The sequence below is a fragment of the Arenibaculum sp. genome (assembly GCF_035998295.1).
Taxonomy (GTDB): domain Bacteria; phylum Pseudomonadota; class Alphaproteobacteria; order Azospirillales; family Azospirillaceae; genus DASYHS01.
Map to the genome: position 1 here is coordinate 1 of NZ_DASYHS010000240.1, position 12,995 is coordinate 12,995.

The 12,995-nt window shown below is 68.8% G+C and carries 13 protein-coding genes; 4 read left to right on the top strand and 9 right to left on the bottom strand.

What is annotated here, in order from left to right:
* Nucleotides 1–20 precede the first annotated feature (20 nt).
* From VGO20_RS22810 to fliI, 4 genes are all read right to left on the bottom strand, one after another.
* Nucleotides 21–392 (bottom strand): hypothetical protein, encoded by a 372-nt coding sequence (locus tag VGO20_RS22810; RefSeq protein ID WP_327504690.1) that lies wholly within the window; start codon nt 390–392, stop codon nt 21–23.
* 40 nt (nt 393–432) lie between these two features.
* The gene (locus VGO20_RS22815) at nt 433–2,067 is read right to left on the bottom strand and encodes a PRC-barrel domain-containing protein (protein ID WP_327504691.1); all 1,635 of its coding nucleotides are present in this window, start codon (nt 2,065–2,067) and stop codon (nt 433–435) included.
* 232 nt (nt 2,068–2,299) lie between these two features.
* Complete coding sequence (locus VGO20_RS22820) at nt 2,300–2,728, bottom strand: flagellar FliJ family protein (RefSeq protein ID WP_327504692.1); 429 nt, start codon at nt 2,726–2,728, stop codon at nt 2,300–2,302.
* Nucleotides 2,725–4,050, bottom strand: a complete 1,326-nt coding sequence (gene fliI, locus VGO20_RS22825) for a flagellar protein export ATPase FliI (RefSeq protein WP_414639883.1) — start codon at nt 4,048–4,050, stop codon at nt 2,725–2,727. Before fliI ends, VGO20_RS22820 begins: the two co-directional genes overlap by 4 nt.
* 207 nt (nt 4,051–4,257) lie before the next feature.
* On the opposite strand from fliI, the gene ctrA reads away from it, so the two are divergent.
* The 3 genes from ctrA to VGO20_RS22840 all read left to right on the top strand — a co-directional run bounded on the left by ctrA (nt 4,258) and on the right by VGO20_RS22840 (nt 7,026).
* Nucleotides 4,258–4,995 (top strand): response regulator transcription factor CtrA, encoded by a 738-nt coding sequence (ctrA, locus tag VGO20_RS22830; protein WP_327504694.1) that lies wholly within the window; start codon nt 4,258–4,260, stop codon nt 4,993–4,995.
* A 145-nt stretch (nt 4,996–5,140) separates the two neighbouring features.
* Nucleotides 5,141–6,313 carry a M20 aminoacylase family protein gene (locus VGO20_RS22835; RefSeq protein WP_327504695.1) on the top strand — a complete coding sequence of 391 codons (1,173 nt, stop codon included), beginning with the start codon at nt 5,141–5,143 and terminating at the stop codon, nt 6,311–6,313.
* 101 nt (nt 6,314–6,414) lie between these two features.
* The gene (locus VGO20_RS22840) at nt 6,415–7,026 is read left to right on the top strand and encodes a hypothetical protein (RefSeq protein WP_327504696.1); all 612 of its coding nucleotides are present in this window, start codon (nt 6,415–6,417) and stop codon (nt 7,024–7,026) included.
* 41 nt (nt 7,027–7,067) lie between these two features.
* Here the strand turns inward: VGO20_RS22840 and VGO20_RS22845 are convergent, their stop codons facing one another.
* Genes VGO20_RS22845 through VGO20_RS22865 form a run of 5 tightly spaced genes read right to left on the bottom strand, consistent with a single transcriptional unit; the run spans nt 7,068 to nt 12,652 of the window.
* Nucleotides 7,068–7,907: a CheR family methyltransferase gene (locus VGO20_RS22845; protein WP_327504697.1), complete on the bottom strand. Its 840-nt coding sequence runs from the start codon at nt 7,905–7,907 to the stop codon at nt 7,068–7,070.
* Entirely contained in the window at nt 7,904–9,043 is a 1,140-nt protein-coding gene (locus VGO20_RS22850; protein ID WP_327504698.1) for a protein-glutamate methylesterase/protein-glutamine glutaminase, read from the bottom strand. The genes VGO20_RS22845 and VGO20_RS22850 overlap by 4 nt, the downstream gene beginning before the upstream one ends.
* Before the next feature lie 36 nt (nt 9,044–9,079).
* Nucleotides 9,080–9,445, bottom strand: a complete 366-nt coding sequence (locus VGO20_RS22855; RefSeq protein WP_327504699.1) for a response regulator — start codon at nt 9,443–9,445, stop codon at nt 9,080–9,082.
* Nucleotides 9,446–9,488: 43 nt separating this feature from the next.
* Nucleotides 9,489–9,980 carry a chemotaxis protein CheW gene (locus tag VGO20_RS22860; protein ID WP_327504700.1) on the bottom strand — a complete coding sequence of 164 codons (492 nt, stop codon included), beginning with the start codon at nt 9,978–9,980 and terminating at the stop codon, nt 9,489–9,491.
* A complete protein-coding gene (locus tag VGO20_RS22865) occupies nt 9,977–12,652 on the bottom strand; it encodes a hybrid sensor histidine kinase/response regulator (protein WP_327504701.1) in 2,676 nt (891 codons plus the stop codon). Before VGO20_RS22865 ends, VGO20_RS22860 begins: the two co-directional genes overlap by 4 nt.
* Before the next feature lie 167 nt (nt 12,653–12,819).
* On the opposite strand from VGO20_RS22865, the gene VGO20_RS22870 reads away from it, so the two are divergent.
* The gene (locus tag VGO20_RS22870; RefSeq protein ID WP_327504702.1) at nt 12,820–12,993 is read left to right on the top strand and encodes a hypothetical protein; all 174 of its coding nucleotides are present in this window, start codon (nt 12,820–12,822) and stop codon (nt 12,991–12,993) included.
* Nucleotides 12,994–12,995 lie beyond the last annotated feature (2 nt).

The window sequence follows — 12,995 nt, forward strand, 5'->3', positions numbered from 1 at the left end:
GCCGGCCTTACTGGCCGGCCTTACTGGGAGGTCACCGGCTCGTCGGGAACGGCCTCGATGGCCTCCTCGGTCTGCTCGAGCGCGTCCTCGATCACGACGCTGGGCTCCTCGACGGCGCCGCCCACGGCGGTATCCTCGACCACGGGCTCCTCGACGACCTCCGGTTCGACCGCGACCGGCTCCTCCACCGGCTCGCCGACCGTGGGATCGCCCACGACCGGAGCATCGACCGGCTCCTCGATCGCCCCTTCCTCGACGACGGGCGGTTCGACCACCACCTCCTCCTCGGCGACCTCGTCGTCGCCGCAGGCCGCCATCAGCGGCAGGATGATCGCGAAGGCCGCGAGGCGCGGCAGGCTCCGCATCCAGGCCGGCATCAACTTTTCTTCCATGACTCAGTTCCTCGTGTCTCGGTTGGCGTGTGCGGCGGGATCAGTTGCCTTCCGGGCCGACGAGCGCGTTCTCCGCCTCGCCATACTCGAACTCGGGCGCCTGGGCGATCTGGTCGGCCGACTGGGCCACGATCAGCCGGCGGTTCGCCTGGTCGAGCTGCGCCTCGGCCGCCGGCACCCGGACGAGATGCCCGCCGAGTTCGGTGCCCAGGACGATCACGATGGCCTCGACCAAGCCGTCGTCGGAGACGAGGATGTCGTTGACCGAACCGATCGCCTCGCCGGCATCGGACTGGACCTCGCTGCCGATCACCTGGAGGGCCTGCTGCTCGGTCCAGACGGCTCCCTGCGCCTGGGCCGCGCCCTGCTGACCGATCTCGACCTGCGGCCGGGCCTGCTCGACCATCACCTGCGGCTGGGCCTGCTCGATCTCGACCTGGGGCTGGGCCTGCTGGACCGCGACCTGGGGCTGGACCTGCTCGACCTGGACCTGCGGCTGGGCCTGCTCGACCTCGACCTCGGGCTGCGGCATCTCGACCGCGACCTGGGGCCGGACCTGCTCGACCTGGATCTCAGGCTGCGGCACGTCGACGGAAACCTGCGGCTCCGGCTGGCTCACCTGCACCTCGGGGCGCGGCATCTCGACCTGCACCTGCGGCTGCGGCTGTTCGACCGCGACCTGGGGCTCGGCCATGTCGACCTGGACCTGCGGCTCCGGCTGCTGCACGGAGACCTGCGGTTCCGGCATCTGGACGGCGACCTGCGGGGTGCCCGGCTGGACCTGCACCTGCGGCGGCGGCTGTTCGACCGCGACCTGGGGCTGGGCCTGCTGGACCCGGATCTGCGGCTCGGCCTGTTCGACCTGGACCTGCGGCTGGCCCTGGTCGACGGCGACCTGCGGCGGGGGCTGGTCGACCGCGATCTGCGGCTCGCCCTGCTCGATGATGATCTCCGGGTCGCGCACCTGGACGGTCACCTCCGGCTTGAACTGCCGGATCGTGATCTCGGGCGGGAACTGGCGGACGATGATCCGCGGCGCCGGCTCCTGCACCGTGATCTGGGGCGCGACCTGCTCGACCCGCACCTGCGCCTCGGGCTGCTGGACGCTCACCTGGGCCTCCGGCTGCACGACCTCGACCTGCGGCGCCGGCTGGTCGAGCACGACCTGGGCCGCCTGCTCCTGGACGAAGACCTCCAGGCCCGCCTCCGCCTGTCCTTGCGCGGCGAAGCGCTCGGCCTCGCCGAAGGCGACCTCGCTCTCCTCCTGGGCCGCCACGTCCTGGCCCTGGATCGCGACGAGAGAGCGCTCGACCTGCGCCTGCGCCTGCTCGAACGCCTGGACGGCTTCGTCGCTCTGCTGGACCTCCGGCAGGTCGACGACGACGACCAGCGCGTCGCGCAGCTCAATCAGCGCCTGCTCGACGTCCTCGCGGGCCTGTTGGACCTGGTCCTGGGCACCGGCTTCGCGCGTCTGGCGGAGCGCGTCGTAGGACTGGCGCAGCGAATTGCGGGCCTGCTCCAGCCGCTGCTGCGCGGCTTGGACCTGGTTCTGGCCCTGCTGCATCTGGACCTGACCGCCGGCTGCTGGCGCCTGCCCACCGGCTTGCGCCATGACCGCACCGGGGCAGGTCAGGGCCAGCAGGGTGGCGGCCGTCGCAAACAGATGGATCCGCATCGAAAATCTCCCCAAGTAATCTGCCCCAACGAATTCGCCGACGGGTCCTGTCTCGGCCGCCGACGCACCGACAACCGAACGGATGGAGATCGGTTCCGCCCGGAACGGAGAAGACCTGAAGCGGATGGGGAATACAGGGGGCACGAAAGCGCAGCGATGCGCGCGCGGGAGACTGGCCGGGGAATGTACAACGCCGTCCGGCGACACCCGGCCCGACAGGGGACGGACGGATCTATCCTTGGGCGTCGGGACGGCGGCGCAGGTATCCGGTGACCGCGACCTCGTCGAGCAGGATGCCTTCGCGCCGGCTCCGGCGCTGGCGTTCGCGCCGGTCGCGGCCCTCCTGGGCCAGCTCGTAGCGCTTCAGCTCCTGGAACGCGTCGGCCACCTCGTCGGTGGCGACGGCGATCTGGGCGTGGATCTGCGCGACCGACTGCTCGAGCCGCCGGCGCCGCTCGATCGCGACCTGGGCGAAGCCGGCATAGCTGAAGGCGACGTCCGCGGAGTTGCGGGCGGCCTCCTGCTCGCGCGAGACCTCGGCCTCGAGGCGCGCCTTGTCCTCCTCCAGCCGGTCCGCCAGCGCCTGCAGGTCGGCGAGCGCCCTGCGCTTCTCGTCGAGCTGCCAGCGGTGGAGCCGGATCAGCGTGTCGAGCTCGCTCATGGCCAGGGCTCACCCAGGACGGCCGCGAGCTGCGCATAGCCGGACGCGAGGTCGGACACCTCGTTCTTGTCCTGGCGCAGGAACGCCTCCAGCGGCTCGTGGAACTGGATCGCCTCGTCGACGAGGGGGTCCGACCCGCGGCGGTACGCCCCCAGGCGGATCATCTCGGCCATGTCGTCGTAGGTCGCCATCAGGCGGCGGGCGCGGGTCACGATCCGGTTCTCGTCGTCGGTGTTGCAGGCCGGCATGGTGCGCGAGACCGAGCGCAGGACGTTGACCGCGGGATACCGCCCGCGCTCGCCGATCGCGCGCTCCATCACGATGTGGCCGTCGAGGATGCCGCGCACGGCGTCGGCGATGGGCTCGTCGTGGTCGCCGCCTTCGACCAGGACCGTGAAGATCCCGGTGATGTCGCCCTCGCCGCGGACGCCGGGCCCGGCCCGCTCGAGCAGGCGCGGCAGCTCGGCGAACACGGTCGGCGGATAGCCCTTGGTCGTCGGCGGCTCGCCGGCCGACAGCCCGATCTCGCGCTGGGCCATGGCGAAACGGGTCACGCTGTCCATCATGCACAGCACCTGCAGGCCGCAGGCGCGGAAATACTCGGCGACCGCGAGCGTCAGATAGGCCGCCTGGCGGCGCATCAGCGGCGGCTCGTCGGAGGTCGCGACCACGACGACGCTGCGCGCCATGCCCTCGTGCCCGAGGTCCTCGGAGATGAACTCCTGCACCTCGCGGCCGCGCTCGCCGATCAGGCCGATCACCGACACGTCGGCGGAGGTGCTGCGCGCCAGCATGGACATCAGCACCGACTTGCCGACGCCCGACCCCGCGAAGATGCCGACGCGCTGCCCGCCGCACATCGACAGGAAGGTGTTGAGCGCCCGGACGCCGAGGTCGATCTTGCCGCCCACCCGCTTGCGGGCGTGCGCGGGCGGGGGTGCGGCCCTGATCGGGAAGCCGGCCGGCCCGTGCGACAGCGGCCCGCCGCCGTCGATGGGCTCGCCCAGCGCGTTGAGGACGCGGCCGAGCCAGCTCCGGTCGGGATGGATCTCGGCCTGCCCCGACGCCAGCTCGGCCCGGCAGCCCAGCCCCACGCCCTCCAGCGTGCCGAGCGGCATCAGCAGGGCGCGGCCGGCGCGGAAGCCGACGACCTCGCAGGGCACCGCCCTGTTGCCCCGCGCGATGACGTTGCAGCGGTCGCCGATCGACAGCATCCGTTCGATCCCGCCGATCTCGACCAGCAGCCCGAGCACGGCCGTGACGCGACCGAAGAATCGCAGGTCGGGAAGGCGATCAATTTCGTTAACGAAACGGCTTTGCACGGGCTGCACGATGGTTTATCAGTACGTGTATTAACCCTACTGGGCGCGTCGGGACGGGCGCGCCCGGACTGGCTGCATCTTGGGGAAGAATGCTTAAGTTTGCGTAAAGTTGACCGGCGTTGGCGTTAAGCTGAATCGTCTGTTAATAGCCGCAAGAACGGGTTATAGTTAGTTGAGGTCAAGGTCCTACAACGTCGGGATGCCGCTATGAGAGTTCTGCTGGTCGAAGACGATTCGTCGGTCGCCAAGAGCATCGAACTTATGCTTCAGTCGGAAGGGTTCATCGTGGACTCGACGGATCTCGGCGAAGACGGCTTGGAGATCGGAAAGCTCTACGACTACGACATCATCATCCTCGACCTGATGCTGCCGGACATCGACGGCTACGAGGTCCTGAGGCGACTGCGCTCCGCGCGGGTCACGACGCCGATCCTGATCCTGTCCGGCCTCTCGGAACTGGATCACAAGATCAAGGGGCTCGGCTTCGGCGCCGACGACTACCTGACCAAGCCCTTCGACAAGCGCGAGCTGATCGCCCGCATCCAGGCGATCGTCCGGCGCAGCAAGGGCCATTCCGACAGCGTCATCCGCACCGGCCGCCTGACCGTGAACCTGGACACGCGCACGGTCGAGGTCGACAGCCTGCCGCTGCACCTGACCGGCAAGGAATACGGCATCCTCGAGCTGCTGAGCCTGCGCAAGGGCACCACGCTGACCAAGGAGATGTTCTTGAACCATCTCTACGGCGGCATGGACGAGCCGGAGCTGAAGATCATCGACGTCTTCGTGTGCAAGCTGCGCAAGAAGCTCGCGACGGCGACCAGCGGCGAGAACTACATCGAGACGGTGTGGGGACGCGGCTACGTGCTGCGCGACCCGCACGAGGACGCCGCCGCCGTCCCGCCGCCGCCGGCGGCCCGCATTCCGGCCCAGGCCGCGGGCTGAGCCGCACGCCCCTGCCCTGACGAACGGCGCCGCCCCCGGGCGGCGCCGTCGCGCATTCCGGGTTCCCACCCCGCCCGTCCGCGCTTGCCCCTGCGTGCAGGGCATGTTTCCCTGTCGTCTCGACCGCGCCAGGGGAAACAAAGACATGCCCGTCAGAGACCGCATCCGCGAACTGCAGCCCGAGATCGCCGCGTGGCGGCGCGACCTGCACGCCCATCCCGAGCTCGCCTTCGAGGAATACAGGACCAGCGACTTCGTCGCCGCCAAACTCGAGGAGTTCGGCCTCGAGGTCCACAGGGGCCTGGGGCGCACCGGCGTCGTCGGCGTTCTGCGTGCCGGGCGCGGCGGCAACCAGGCGATCGGCCTGCGCGCCGACATGGACGCCCTGCCGATCCAGGAGGCGAACGAGTTCGCGCACCGCTCGACCGTGCCCGGCAAGATGCACGCCTGCGGCCATGACGGGCACACGGCGATGCTGCTGGGCGCCGCCAAGTACCTGGCGGAGACGCGCGGCTTCGACGGCACCGTCAACTTCATCTTCCAGCCCGCGGAGGAGAACGAGGGCGGCGGGCGCGAGATGGTCCAGGACGGCCTGTTCGAGCGCTTCCCCATGGCCGCGGTCTACGGCATGCACAACTGGCCGGGCATGCCGGTCGGGCAGATCGGCGCCATGCCGGGCGCCGTGATGGCGTCGATGGACAATTTCGAGGTGGCCGTCCGCGGCCTCGGCACCCATGCGGCGATGCCCCATCTCGGCCGCGACCCCGTCGTCGCGGCGGCCAACCTCGTCGGCACGCTGCAGACCGTGGCGAGCCGGACCATCGCGCCGACCGACGCCGTCGTCGTCAGCGTCACCCAGTTCCACGCCGGCGACACCTGGAACGTGATCCCGCAGGAGGTCGTGTTGCGCGGCACGGTGCGCACCCTGAGCCCGCAGGTCCAGGAGCGCATGGAACCGGCGCTGAAGCGCATCTGCGACGGCGTCGCGCTCGCCTGCGGGGTCGAGATGACGCTCGCCTACCACTACGGCTATCCCGTGACCGTCAACTCCGAGACCGAGACCCGGTTCTCCCGCGAGGTCGCCGGCGCGGTGGTCGGCACGGACAACGTCCGGATGGACCTGTCGCCGAGCATGGGCGGCGAGGACTTCGCCTTCATGCTGAAGGAGCGGCCGGGCTGCTACGTCTGGGTCGGCAACGGCCCGGCGGAGGGCGGCTGCATGCTGCACAACCCGCGCTACGACTTCAACGACGATGCGATTCCGGTCGGCGTCGGCTACTGGGCCGAGCTGGTGGAACGTGCCCTGCCCGGCCGCTGATACGGCACTGTTTACTTTATATCGAAATCAGAGTATCCCGGAGCTGCAATGCTACCGGAAGACGTATCCCATTATGTCTTCATGCGGTGACGGGGGCGGGGATGAGGTTTCGGAAGGTCTTCTCCATGTCGGCGGTGCTGGGGTGCGCCTTCCTGGCGGCCTGCACGACCACGAAGAGCGAGGTGGCCTTCCGGCCCATCGGCGCGGAAGAAGCGCGTATCGTCCTGCAGGCGCCGGCCTTCGCGGAGGCATCCCGGCGACACCTCGTCCACGAGGAAAGCCGCAACGGCAATCGCACCGAGCTCCTCGTTGCTTGGACGGAGACCTACCGGCTCGAAGCCGTTCTCCACAACGCCGGGCCTGACCACGTCTGGAAGACCGTCAAGACGGACCCGCGGGAATTCCTGGCGGAATGGCGCTCCTTCAAGGACCTGGACTTCGATGTCGAAAGGAAGCAGAAGGTCAAGACGCCCATCGGCTTCATCGACGTATGGCGGGTATCATCTTCCAGCCTTCGGTGCGCTACCTGGAACCACTACCTGGACCGGCGCCATGGCGTCGACTTCTATGGCGGTCGGTTCATGGGGTATTTCTGCCGGAACGCACTCAGGGGGCTTTCCGACGAAATGGTGATACGCACCATGGAAGGCTTCGGCCTGCGCGGCTCGGGCCGGCCGCTTCCCGCCCCGCTTCCTACCGGCACACCGACGTGAAGCGGCCGGTTCCTTGAACGCCGGAGCAGGAGAGGGAAGGCTCAGACGGCGGCGGCGCGCACCGCCGCCGGGCTGTTGATGACGTAGAGGCCGCGCTGGTCCTCCATCGGCTTGAACTTCTCCGTGATGCCGAGGACCGTCTCGGCTCCGCCCAGGTAGAGCACCCCGTCCGGAGCCATCTGGCGGGAGATCCCCTCCAGCACCCGGGCCTTGGTCGGCTGGTCGAAATAGATCAGCACGTTGCGGCAGAACACGACGTCGAACTGGCCCAGCGGCCCCAGGTCACCGAGCAGGTTGAACTCGCGGAACTGCACCATGGAGCGCAGCTTGTCGCTGATCTGCCATTTGTCCCCGACCTGGGTGAAGTTCTCCACCAGCAGCTTGATCGGCAGCCCGCGCTGCACCTCGAACTGGGTGTAGACGCCGGCCCGGGCGCGCTCGACCATCTCGCTGGACAGGTCGGTCGCGACGATCTCGACGCGCCACCCCGCGAGCCGGACCGTCTCCTTCTGGAGCAGCATGCACAGGGAATAGGGTTCCTGCCCGCTCGAACACGCGGCCGACCAGATCCGGATGGTGCGGCGCGTCGCGCGCGCCTCCAGCATGCGCGGCAGCACCACCTGGAGGAACTGGTCGAACGGCTTCTGGTCCCGGAAGAAGGAGGACTCGTTGGTGGTCATCGCCTCGGTGACGTGGCGCAGCAGCGCCTCGTCCTTGCGCGTGCGGATCGTGTTGGCGAGGTCCTCCAGGCCCTTCATGTTCCACTTGCGCGCGACCGGCATCAGGCGCGATTCCAGCAGGTAGGCCTTGTCGCGCGACAGGACGAGCCCCGACCGCTGCCTCAGCAGCGTGCTGAACATGTCGAAATCCTCGACCTTCATGCTGCCGTCCTCGTGGAAAACCTGCGGATGGCCGGGCCGATTTCCTTGAGCGGCAGAACGGCGTTCGCGATGCCGGCATGGGCGACCGCGCCGGGCATCCCCCACACGACGCTGGTCGGCTCGTCCTGCGCGACCACCATGCCCCCGGCCTCCGCGATCTCGGTGCAGCCGCGCATGCCGTCCTGGCCCATCCCGGTCAGGATCACCGACAGCGTGCGGCGCCCATAGATGCGCGCGATGCTGCGCATCATCGGGTCGACGGAGGGGCGGCAGAAATTCTCCGGCGGTTCCTTGTTGACCGACAGCGTCACCGAAGCCCCCCGCTGGACCAGCACCATGTGGAAATCGCCGGGCGCCAGATAGATGCGCCGCCCCGTCAACGGCTCGCCGTCCTTCGCCTCGGCGCAGGGGATGCCGCATTGCCGGGTGATGTGCTCGGCCAGGATGGTCGTGAACGTCGCCGGCATGTGCTGCGTCACGAGGATGGGCTGGATCGGCCCGTCCTTGAGATGCGACAGCACCTCGAACAGCGCCTGGGGCCCGCCGGTCGAGCTGCCGATGGCGATCACGTCGGGGTGGAAGAGCGGCGGCATCGGCCGCAGCGTCACCGGGGCCGGAACGGCCGGCTTGCGGATCGCGGGTGCCACGACCGGCCGGTCCGCGCGTACGCCCGGGCGGTTGCGCGACCCGGCGCGCCGGGCGCTGGCGGCCAGGACCTTCACCTTGGCCGCGAGGTCGCGCTTGAACTGGTCGGCAGCACCCAGTTCGCGGGTGGAGGTCGGCTTCGCGACGTAGTCCGCCGCGCCGGCCTGCAGCGCCTTGATGCTGATCTCCGCCCCGCGCTGGGTCAGGGTCGACGCCATGATGATCTTCACCGCCGGGTCGATCGCGATCAGCTTGGGAATGGCCGTCAGGCCGTCCATGACCGGCATCTCGATGTCCAGGACGATGACGTCGACCGCCTGGCGCTGCAGGGCGTTGACCGCCATCTGCCCGTCGCCGACGGACGCGACGACGCGCAGGTCGGGGTCTCCCTCGAGCGCCCGCGTGAGCAGGCCGCGGATCACCGCGGAGTCGTCGACCACCATCACGCGGTAGGGGTCGTCCGGCGAAGCGGTCGAGCTGTGGGGATGCATTGTCGGCCTGCTGTATCGGTCGTGACGGCCCGACCTCTAGATGAGGCCGACCTGCGCGAACTTGGTCTGGATGATGTCGCTGTCGAAGGGCTTCATGATGTATTCGTTGGCGCCGGCCGACAGCGCCTCCTGGATGTGCGCGAGGTCGTTCTCGGTCGTGCAGAACACGACCTTGGGCTGGTCCCCCCCTTCCATCCGGCGCAGCCGGCGCAGGAACTCTATGCCGGTCATCACCGGCATGTTCCAGTCGAGGAGGATCGCGTCGGGCATGTCCTTGAGGCAGTGGTCCATGGCCTGTTTGCCATCCTCGGCCTCGGCGCAGGCGAACCTCAGCTCCTCCAGGATCTTGCGGGCAACCTTGCGCACGACGCGGCTGTCGTCAACGACCAGGCACGATTTCATCTAGGGAACCCCGAGCGGCGAGGAGGGCGGCGGCGCCGTCCCTTCACACCACCTCCAGATTGGCGAAGTTGAGGAGCCGCGGCACGTCGAGGACGACGAGCAGCGTGTCGTTCAGGCGGTAGATCCCGGTGGAGAGATCGCGCCAGCGCGGGTCCATCGTCGCGGGGTTCCGCTCGAACTCGTCCGAGGAAAGGGACAGCACCTCGCCGACGCTGTCCACCATCAGCGAGTAGAGCTCGCCGCGGTGGTCGACGACGATGCTCATGCCGGGCTTCTCGCGGTCGCGGGCCGGCAGCCCGAGCCGCAGCCGGACGTCGACCGCGGTGACGATCCGCCCGCGCAGGTTCAGCGATCCCGCGACCTCCGGCGGCGCCAGCGGGATGCGGGTGATCCGCTGGTGGCCCAGGACGTCCTGGACCTGGAGCACGGGGATGCCGAACAACTGGTTCGAGATCGTCATGGTCACGAAATCGTCGTTGCCGACGGCGAGCGCGACTTCGTGCTTGCCCTTGGTGGCTGGAAGATTGGCACTCATGCGGCACCTTTGGCTTCAGCGAGGGTCTGCGAGAGCGTGTACAGCAGCGCGTCGCGGTCGAACTTCGCGACGTAGTCCGTGAAGCCCGCCTGGCGGCCCCGGTCGAGGTCGCGGGCGCTGGCATGGCTGGACAGAGCGACCAGGGGCACACCGGCCCAGCGCGTGTCGCGGCGCAGCGCCTCCGCCAGCTCGAACCCGTTCATGCCCGGCATCTCGATGTCGGAGACGATGACGTCGAAGTCCTCTCCGGCCTCGCACAGGCCGAGCGCCTCGTCCGCGCTTTCGACCGCGGTGACGTCGTAGCCCGCGACCGAGAGCAGCGGCGAGAGCAGATTGCGGAAGAAGACGCTGTCGTCGACCAGGAGCACGCGGTTGACGCGATCCTCCTCGTAGCCTTCCAGCTTGGCCGCCCCGAACCAGTCCTTGTAGGCGCGGGTCAGGTAGAACCCGGCGTCGATCACCTCGGTCGCCTTGCCGGCGATGATCGCGCTGCCCATCAGCCCCGGCCGCTCGTGCGTCAGCTCCACCTTCATGCGGTCCTCGACGATGTCGACGATCTCGTCGACCACGAGCCCCATCGACCGGTCGCCGTCGGCGAAGACCAGCACCGGCTGGCGGCCTTCGGGGCGCAGCGCGAAGCCGGGGTCGATCGGCACCAGCGGCATCAGCTTGCCGCGGTACTGGACCACCGGCTGGCCGTTCGAGATCTCGACCGTCGACAGGTCGATGTCCTCGAGGCGCGCGACCAGCGAGAGCGGCACCGCCTTGGGCGCCACGTCGCCGGCCCGGAACAGCAGGAGCGCCAGCTTGTCGTCCTGGCGCGCGGCGTGGGCCACCGCCGCCTCGCGGGCCGCGACCCCTTCGCTGATCCGCAGCTCGCCGGTCGCGGACGCGATGCCGTTCGGGTCCAGGATCATGATCACCGAGCCGTCGCCCAGGATCGTGTTGCCCGAGAACATCTCGATGTGGCGCAGGATCGGCGCCACCGGCTTCACCACGATCTCCTCGGTGTCGAACACGCGGTCGACGATGATGCCGAAGGTGTAGGTGCCGACCTGGGTCACGACGATGAAGGTTTCCTCCTGGGCCGCCTCGTCCCCCAGCTTCAGGAGGCGCTGCAGCGAGACCAGCGGCAGGAGGCGGTTGCGCAACCTAAGGACCGGCGTGCCGTTGATCCGCTCGATGGTGTGCTCGCTGTCGGCGGCGGCGCGCACCAGCTCGACCACGCTGATCTGCGGGATGGCGAAGCGCTCGCCCGCGCATTCGACGATGAGGGCGGAGACGATGGCGAGCGTGAGGGGGATCTTGATGACGAAGTTCGAGCCCTTGCCGAACTGCGACTTCATCTCGATCGTGCCGCCGATCTTCTCGATGTTGGTCTTGACCACGTCCATGCCGACGCCGCGGCCGGAAACGCTGGTGACCTTGTTCGCGGTCGAGAAGCCCGGCTTCATGATGAACTGGGCGATCTGCTGCTCGGACATGCCGACCAGATCGGCCTCGGTGACGAGGCCGTTCGCGATCGCCTTCTGCTTGATCCTCTCGAGGTCGAGGCCGCGGCCGTCGTCCGAGATCTCGATGATGATGTGGCCGCCCTCGTGGTACGCGTTCAGCGTGATGCGGCCGGTTTCCTGCTTGCCCGCGCGCAGCCGGTCGACCGGCGTCTCCAGCCCATGGTCGGCGGAATTGCGCACCATGTGGGTGAGCGGGTCCTTGATCAGCTCGAGCACCTGGCGGTCGAGCTCGGTCTCGGCGCCGAGCATCTGCAGGTCGATCTTCTTGCCCAGTTCGTGGCAGAGGTCCCGCACGAGGCGCGGCAGCTTCGCCCAGGCGTTGCCGATGGGCTGCATGCGCGTCTTCATGACGCCTTCCTGCAGCTCCGAGGTGACGTGGTTCAGCCGCTGCAGGGGAGCGGCGAACTCGCTCTCCTTCTGGCTGCGCAGGATCTGCAGGAGCTGGTTGCGGGTCAGGACCAGCTCGGAGACCATCGTCATCAGGTTCTCGAGCAGGTCGACGTTGACGCGGATCGTCTGGGCCGCGACCGCGGATTCCTTGGTGCCGTCGCGCAGCTCTTCGGCCGTCGGCCCGCCCTGCGGCCCCGAGGCCGCCGGCCGGGCGACCGGCGCGGGCTCGGCGGCGTGCTCGTGCACGACGAGGTCCTTCGCCGCGGCCGTCACCGCCTTCGCGACGGAAGCCGTCGCCGCCGCGACGACCGGCTCGAATTCCGGCTCGGGCTCGGGCTCCGGTTCCGGCTGGGGGGCGGGCGCCTGCGCCTGCGCGCCGCCGGAGGGCTCCCGGCCCTCGGCGATCGCGTTCAGCCGGGCGATCAGATCCACGTCGTCGCCGGCCGGCTCCGCCTCCGTCTGCTCCAGGACCGAGAGGATGAGCTTGATGGTGTCGAGCGACTGCAGGATCGCCGACACCGCGCCGGGGGTCACCTTCAGCTCGCCGTCCCGGAACTTGCCCAGGACGTTCTCCGAGGCGTGGGCCACCTGCTCCAGCCTCGGAAGGCCGAGGAAGCCGCAGGTCCCCTTGATCGTGTGGACCAGCCGGAAGATGTTTCCGAGCAACTCCGGGTTGTTGGGATTCTGCTCGAGGCGGACGAGTTCCACGTCGAGCACAGCGAGGTTCTCGTTCGTTTCCGTCAGGAACTCGCTGAGCAGATCATCCATGTCGAAGCCCCCACATCCCCATCGACGAACCGCATCCTTTTCCGTACCAGGGCCGGAAGCGGCCGGGCCGGCGGATGCGCTCGGAACGGTTCCAACCTCGCAAACACTGATTAAGAGTCCCTTACCCCGAAATCGCAGACCCGGAGCCACCGGAAAGGAGCAGTCGCATGGACGAAGCCCGGATCGCAGAGGAACTGCGCGCCAAGGTTGTTCTTCTGAACGAAGCCATGGCGGAGGCCGCCCGCGCGGGGCTGCGCGTCGAACTGCACACGAGCGCGCACCAGACCGCGGCGGGCGAAGCGATGCCCGTGCTCGACGTCGTCGTCTACAAGCGCCTTTGAGG

Bases quoted from the DNA above. Each gene is read 5' to 3' on its own strand.
- VGO20_RS22865 (WP_327504701.1), bottom strand. From the start codon at position 12,652: ATGGATGATCTGCTCAGCGAGTTCCTGACGGAAACGAACGAGAACCTC.
- VGO20_RS22845 (WP_327504697.1), bottom strand. From the start codon at position 7,907: ATGAAGGTCGAGGATTTCGACATGTTCAGCACGCTGCTGAGGCAGCGG.
- VGO20_RS22835 (WP_327504695.1), top strand. From the start codon at position 5,141: ATGCCCGTCAGAGACCGCATCCGCGAACTGCAGCCCGAGATCGCCGCG.
- VGO20_RS22870 (WP_327504702.1), top strand. From the start codon at position 12,820: ATGGACGAAGCCCGGATCGCAGAGGAACTGCGCGCCAAGGTTGTTCTT.
- VGO20_RS22815 (WP_327504691.1), bottom strand. From the start codon at position 2,067: ATGCGGATCCATCTGTTTGCGACGGCCGCCACCCTGCTGGCCCTGACC.
- VGO20_RS22820 (WP_327504692.1), bottom strand. From the start codon at position 2,728: ATGAGCGAGCTCGACACGCTGATCCGGCTCCACCGCTGGCAGCTCGAC.
- VGO20_RS22840 (WP_327504696.1), top strand. From the start codon at position 6,415: ATGAGGTTTCGGAAGGTCTTCTCCATGTCGGCGGTGCTGGGGTGCGCC.
- ctrA (WP_327504694.1), top strand. From the start codon at position 4,258: ATGAGAGTTCTGCTGGTCGAAGACGATTCGTCGGTCGCCAAGAGCATC.
- VGO20_RS22860 (WP_327504700.1), bottom strand. From the start codon at position 9,980: ATGAGTGCCAATCTTCCAGCCACCAAGGGCAAGCACGAAGTCGCGCTC.
- VGO20_RS22850 (WP_327504698.1), bottom strand. From the start codon at position 9,043: ATGCATCCCCACAGCTCGACCGCTTCGCCGGACGACCCCTACCGCGTG.
- VGO20_RS22810 (WP_327504690.1), bottom strand. From the start codon at position 392: ATGGAAGAAAAGTTGATGCCGGCCTGGATGCGGAGCCTGCCGCGCCTC.
- VGO20_RS22855 (WP_327504699.1), bottom strand. From the start codon at position 9,445: ATGAAATCGTGCCTGGTCGTTGACGACAGCCGCGTCGTGCGCAAGGTT.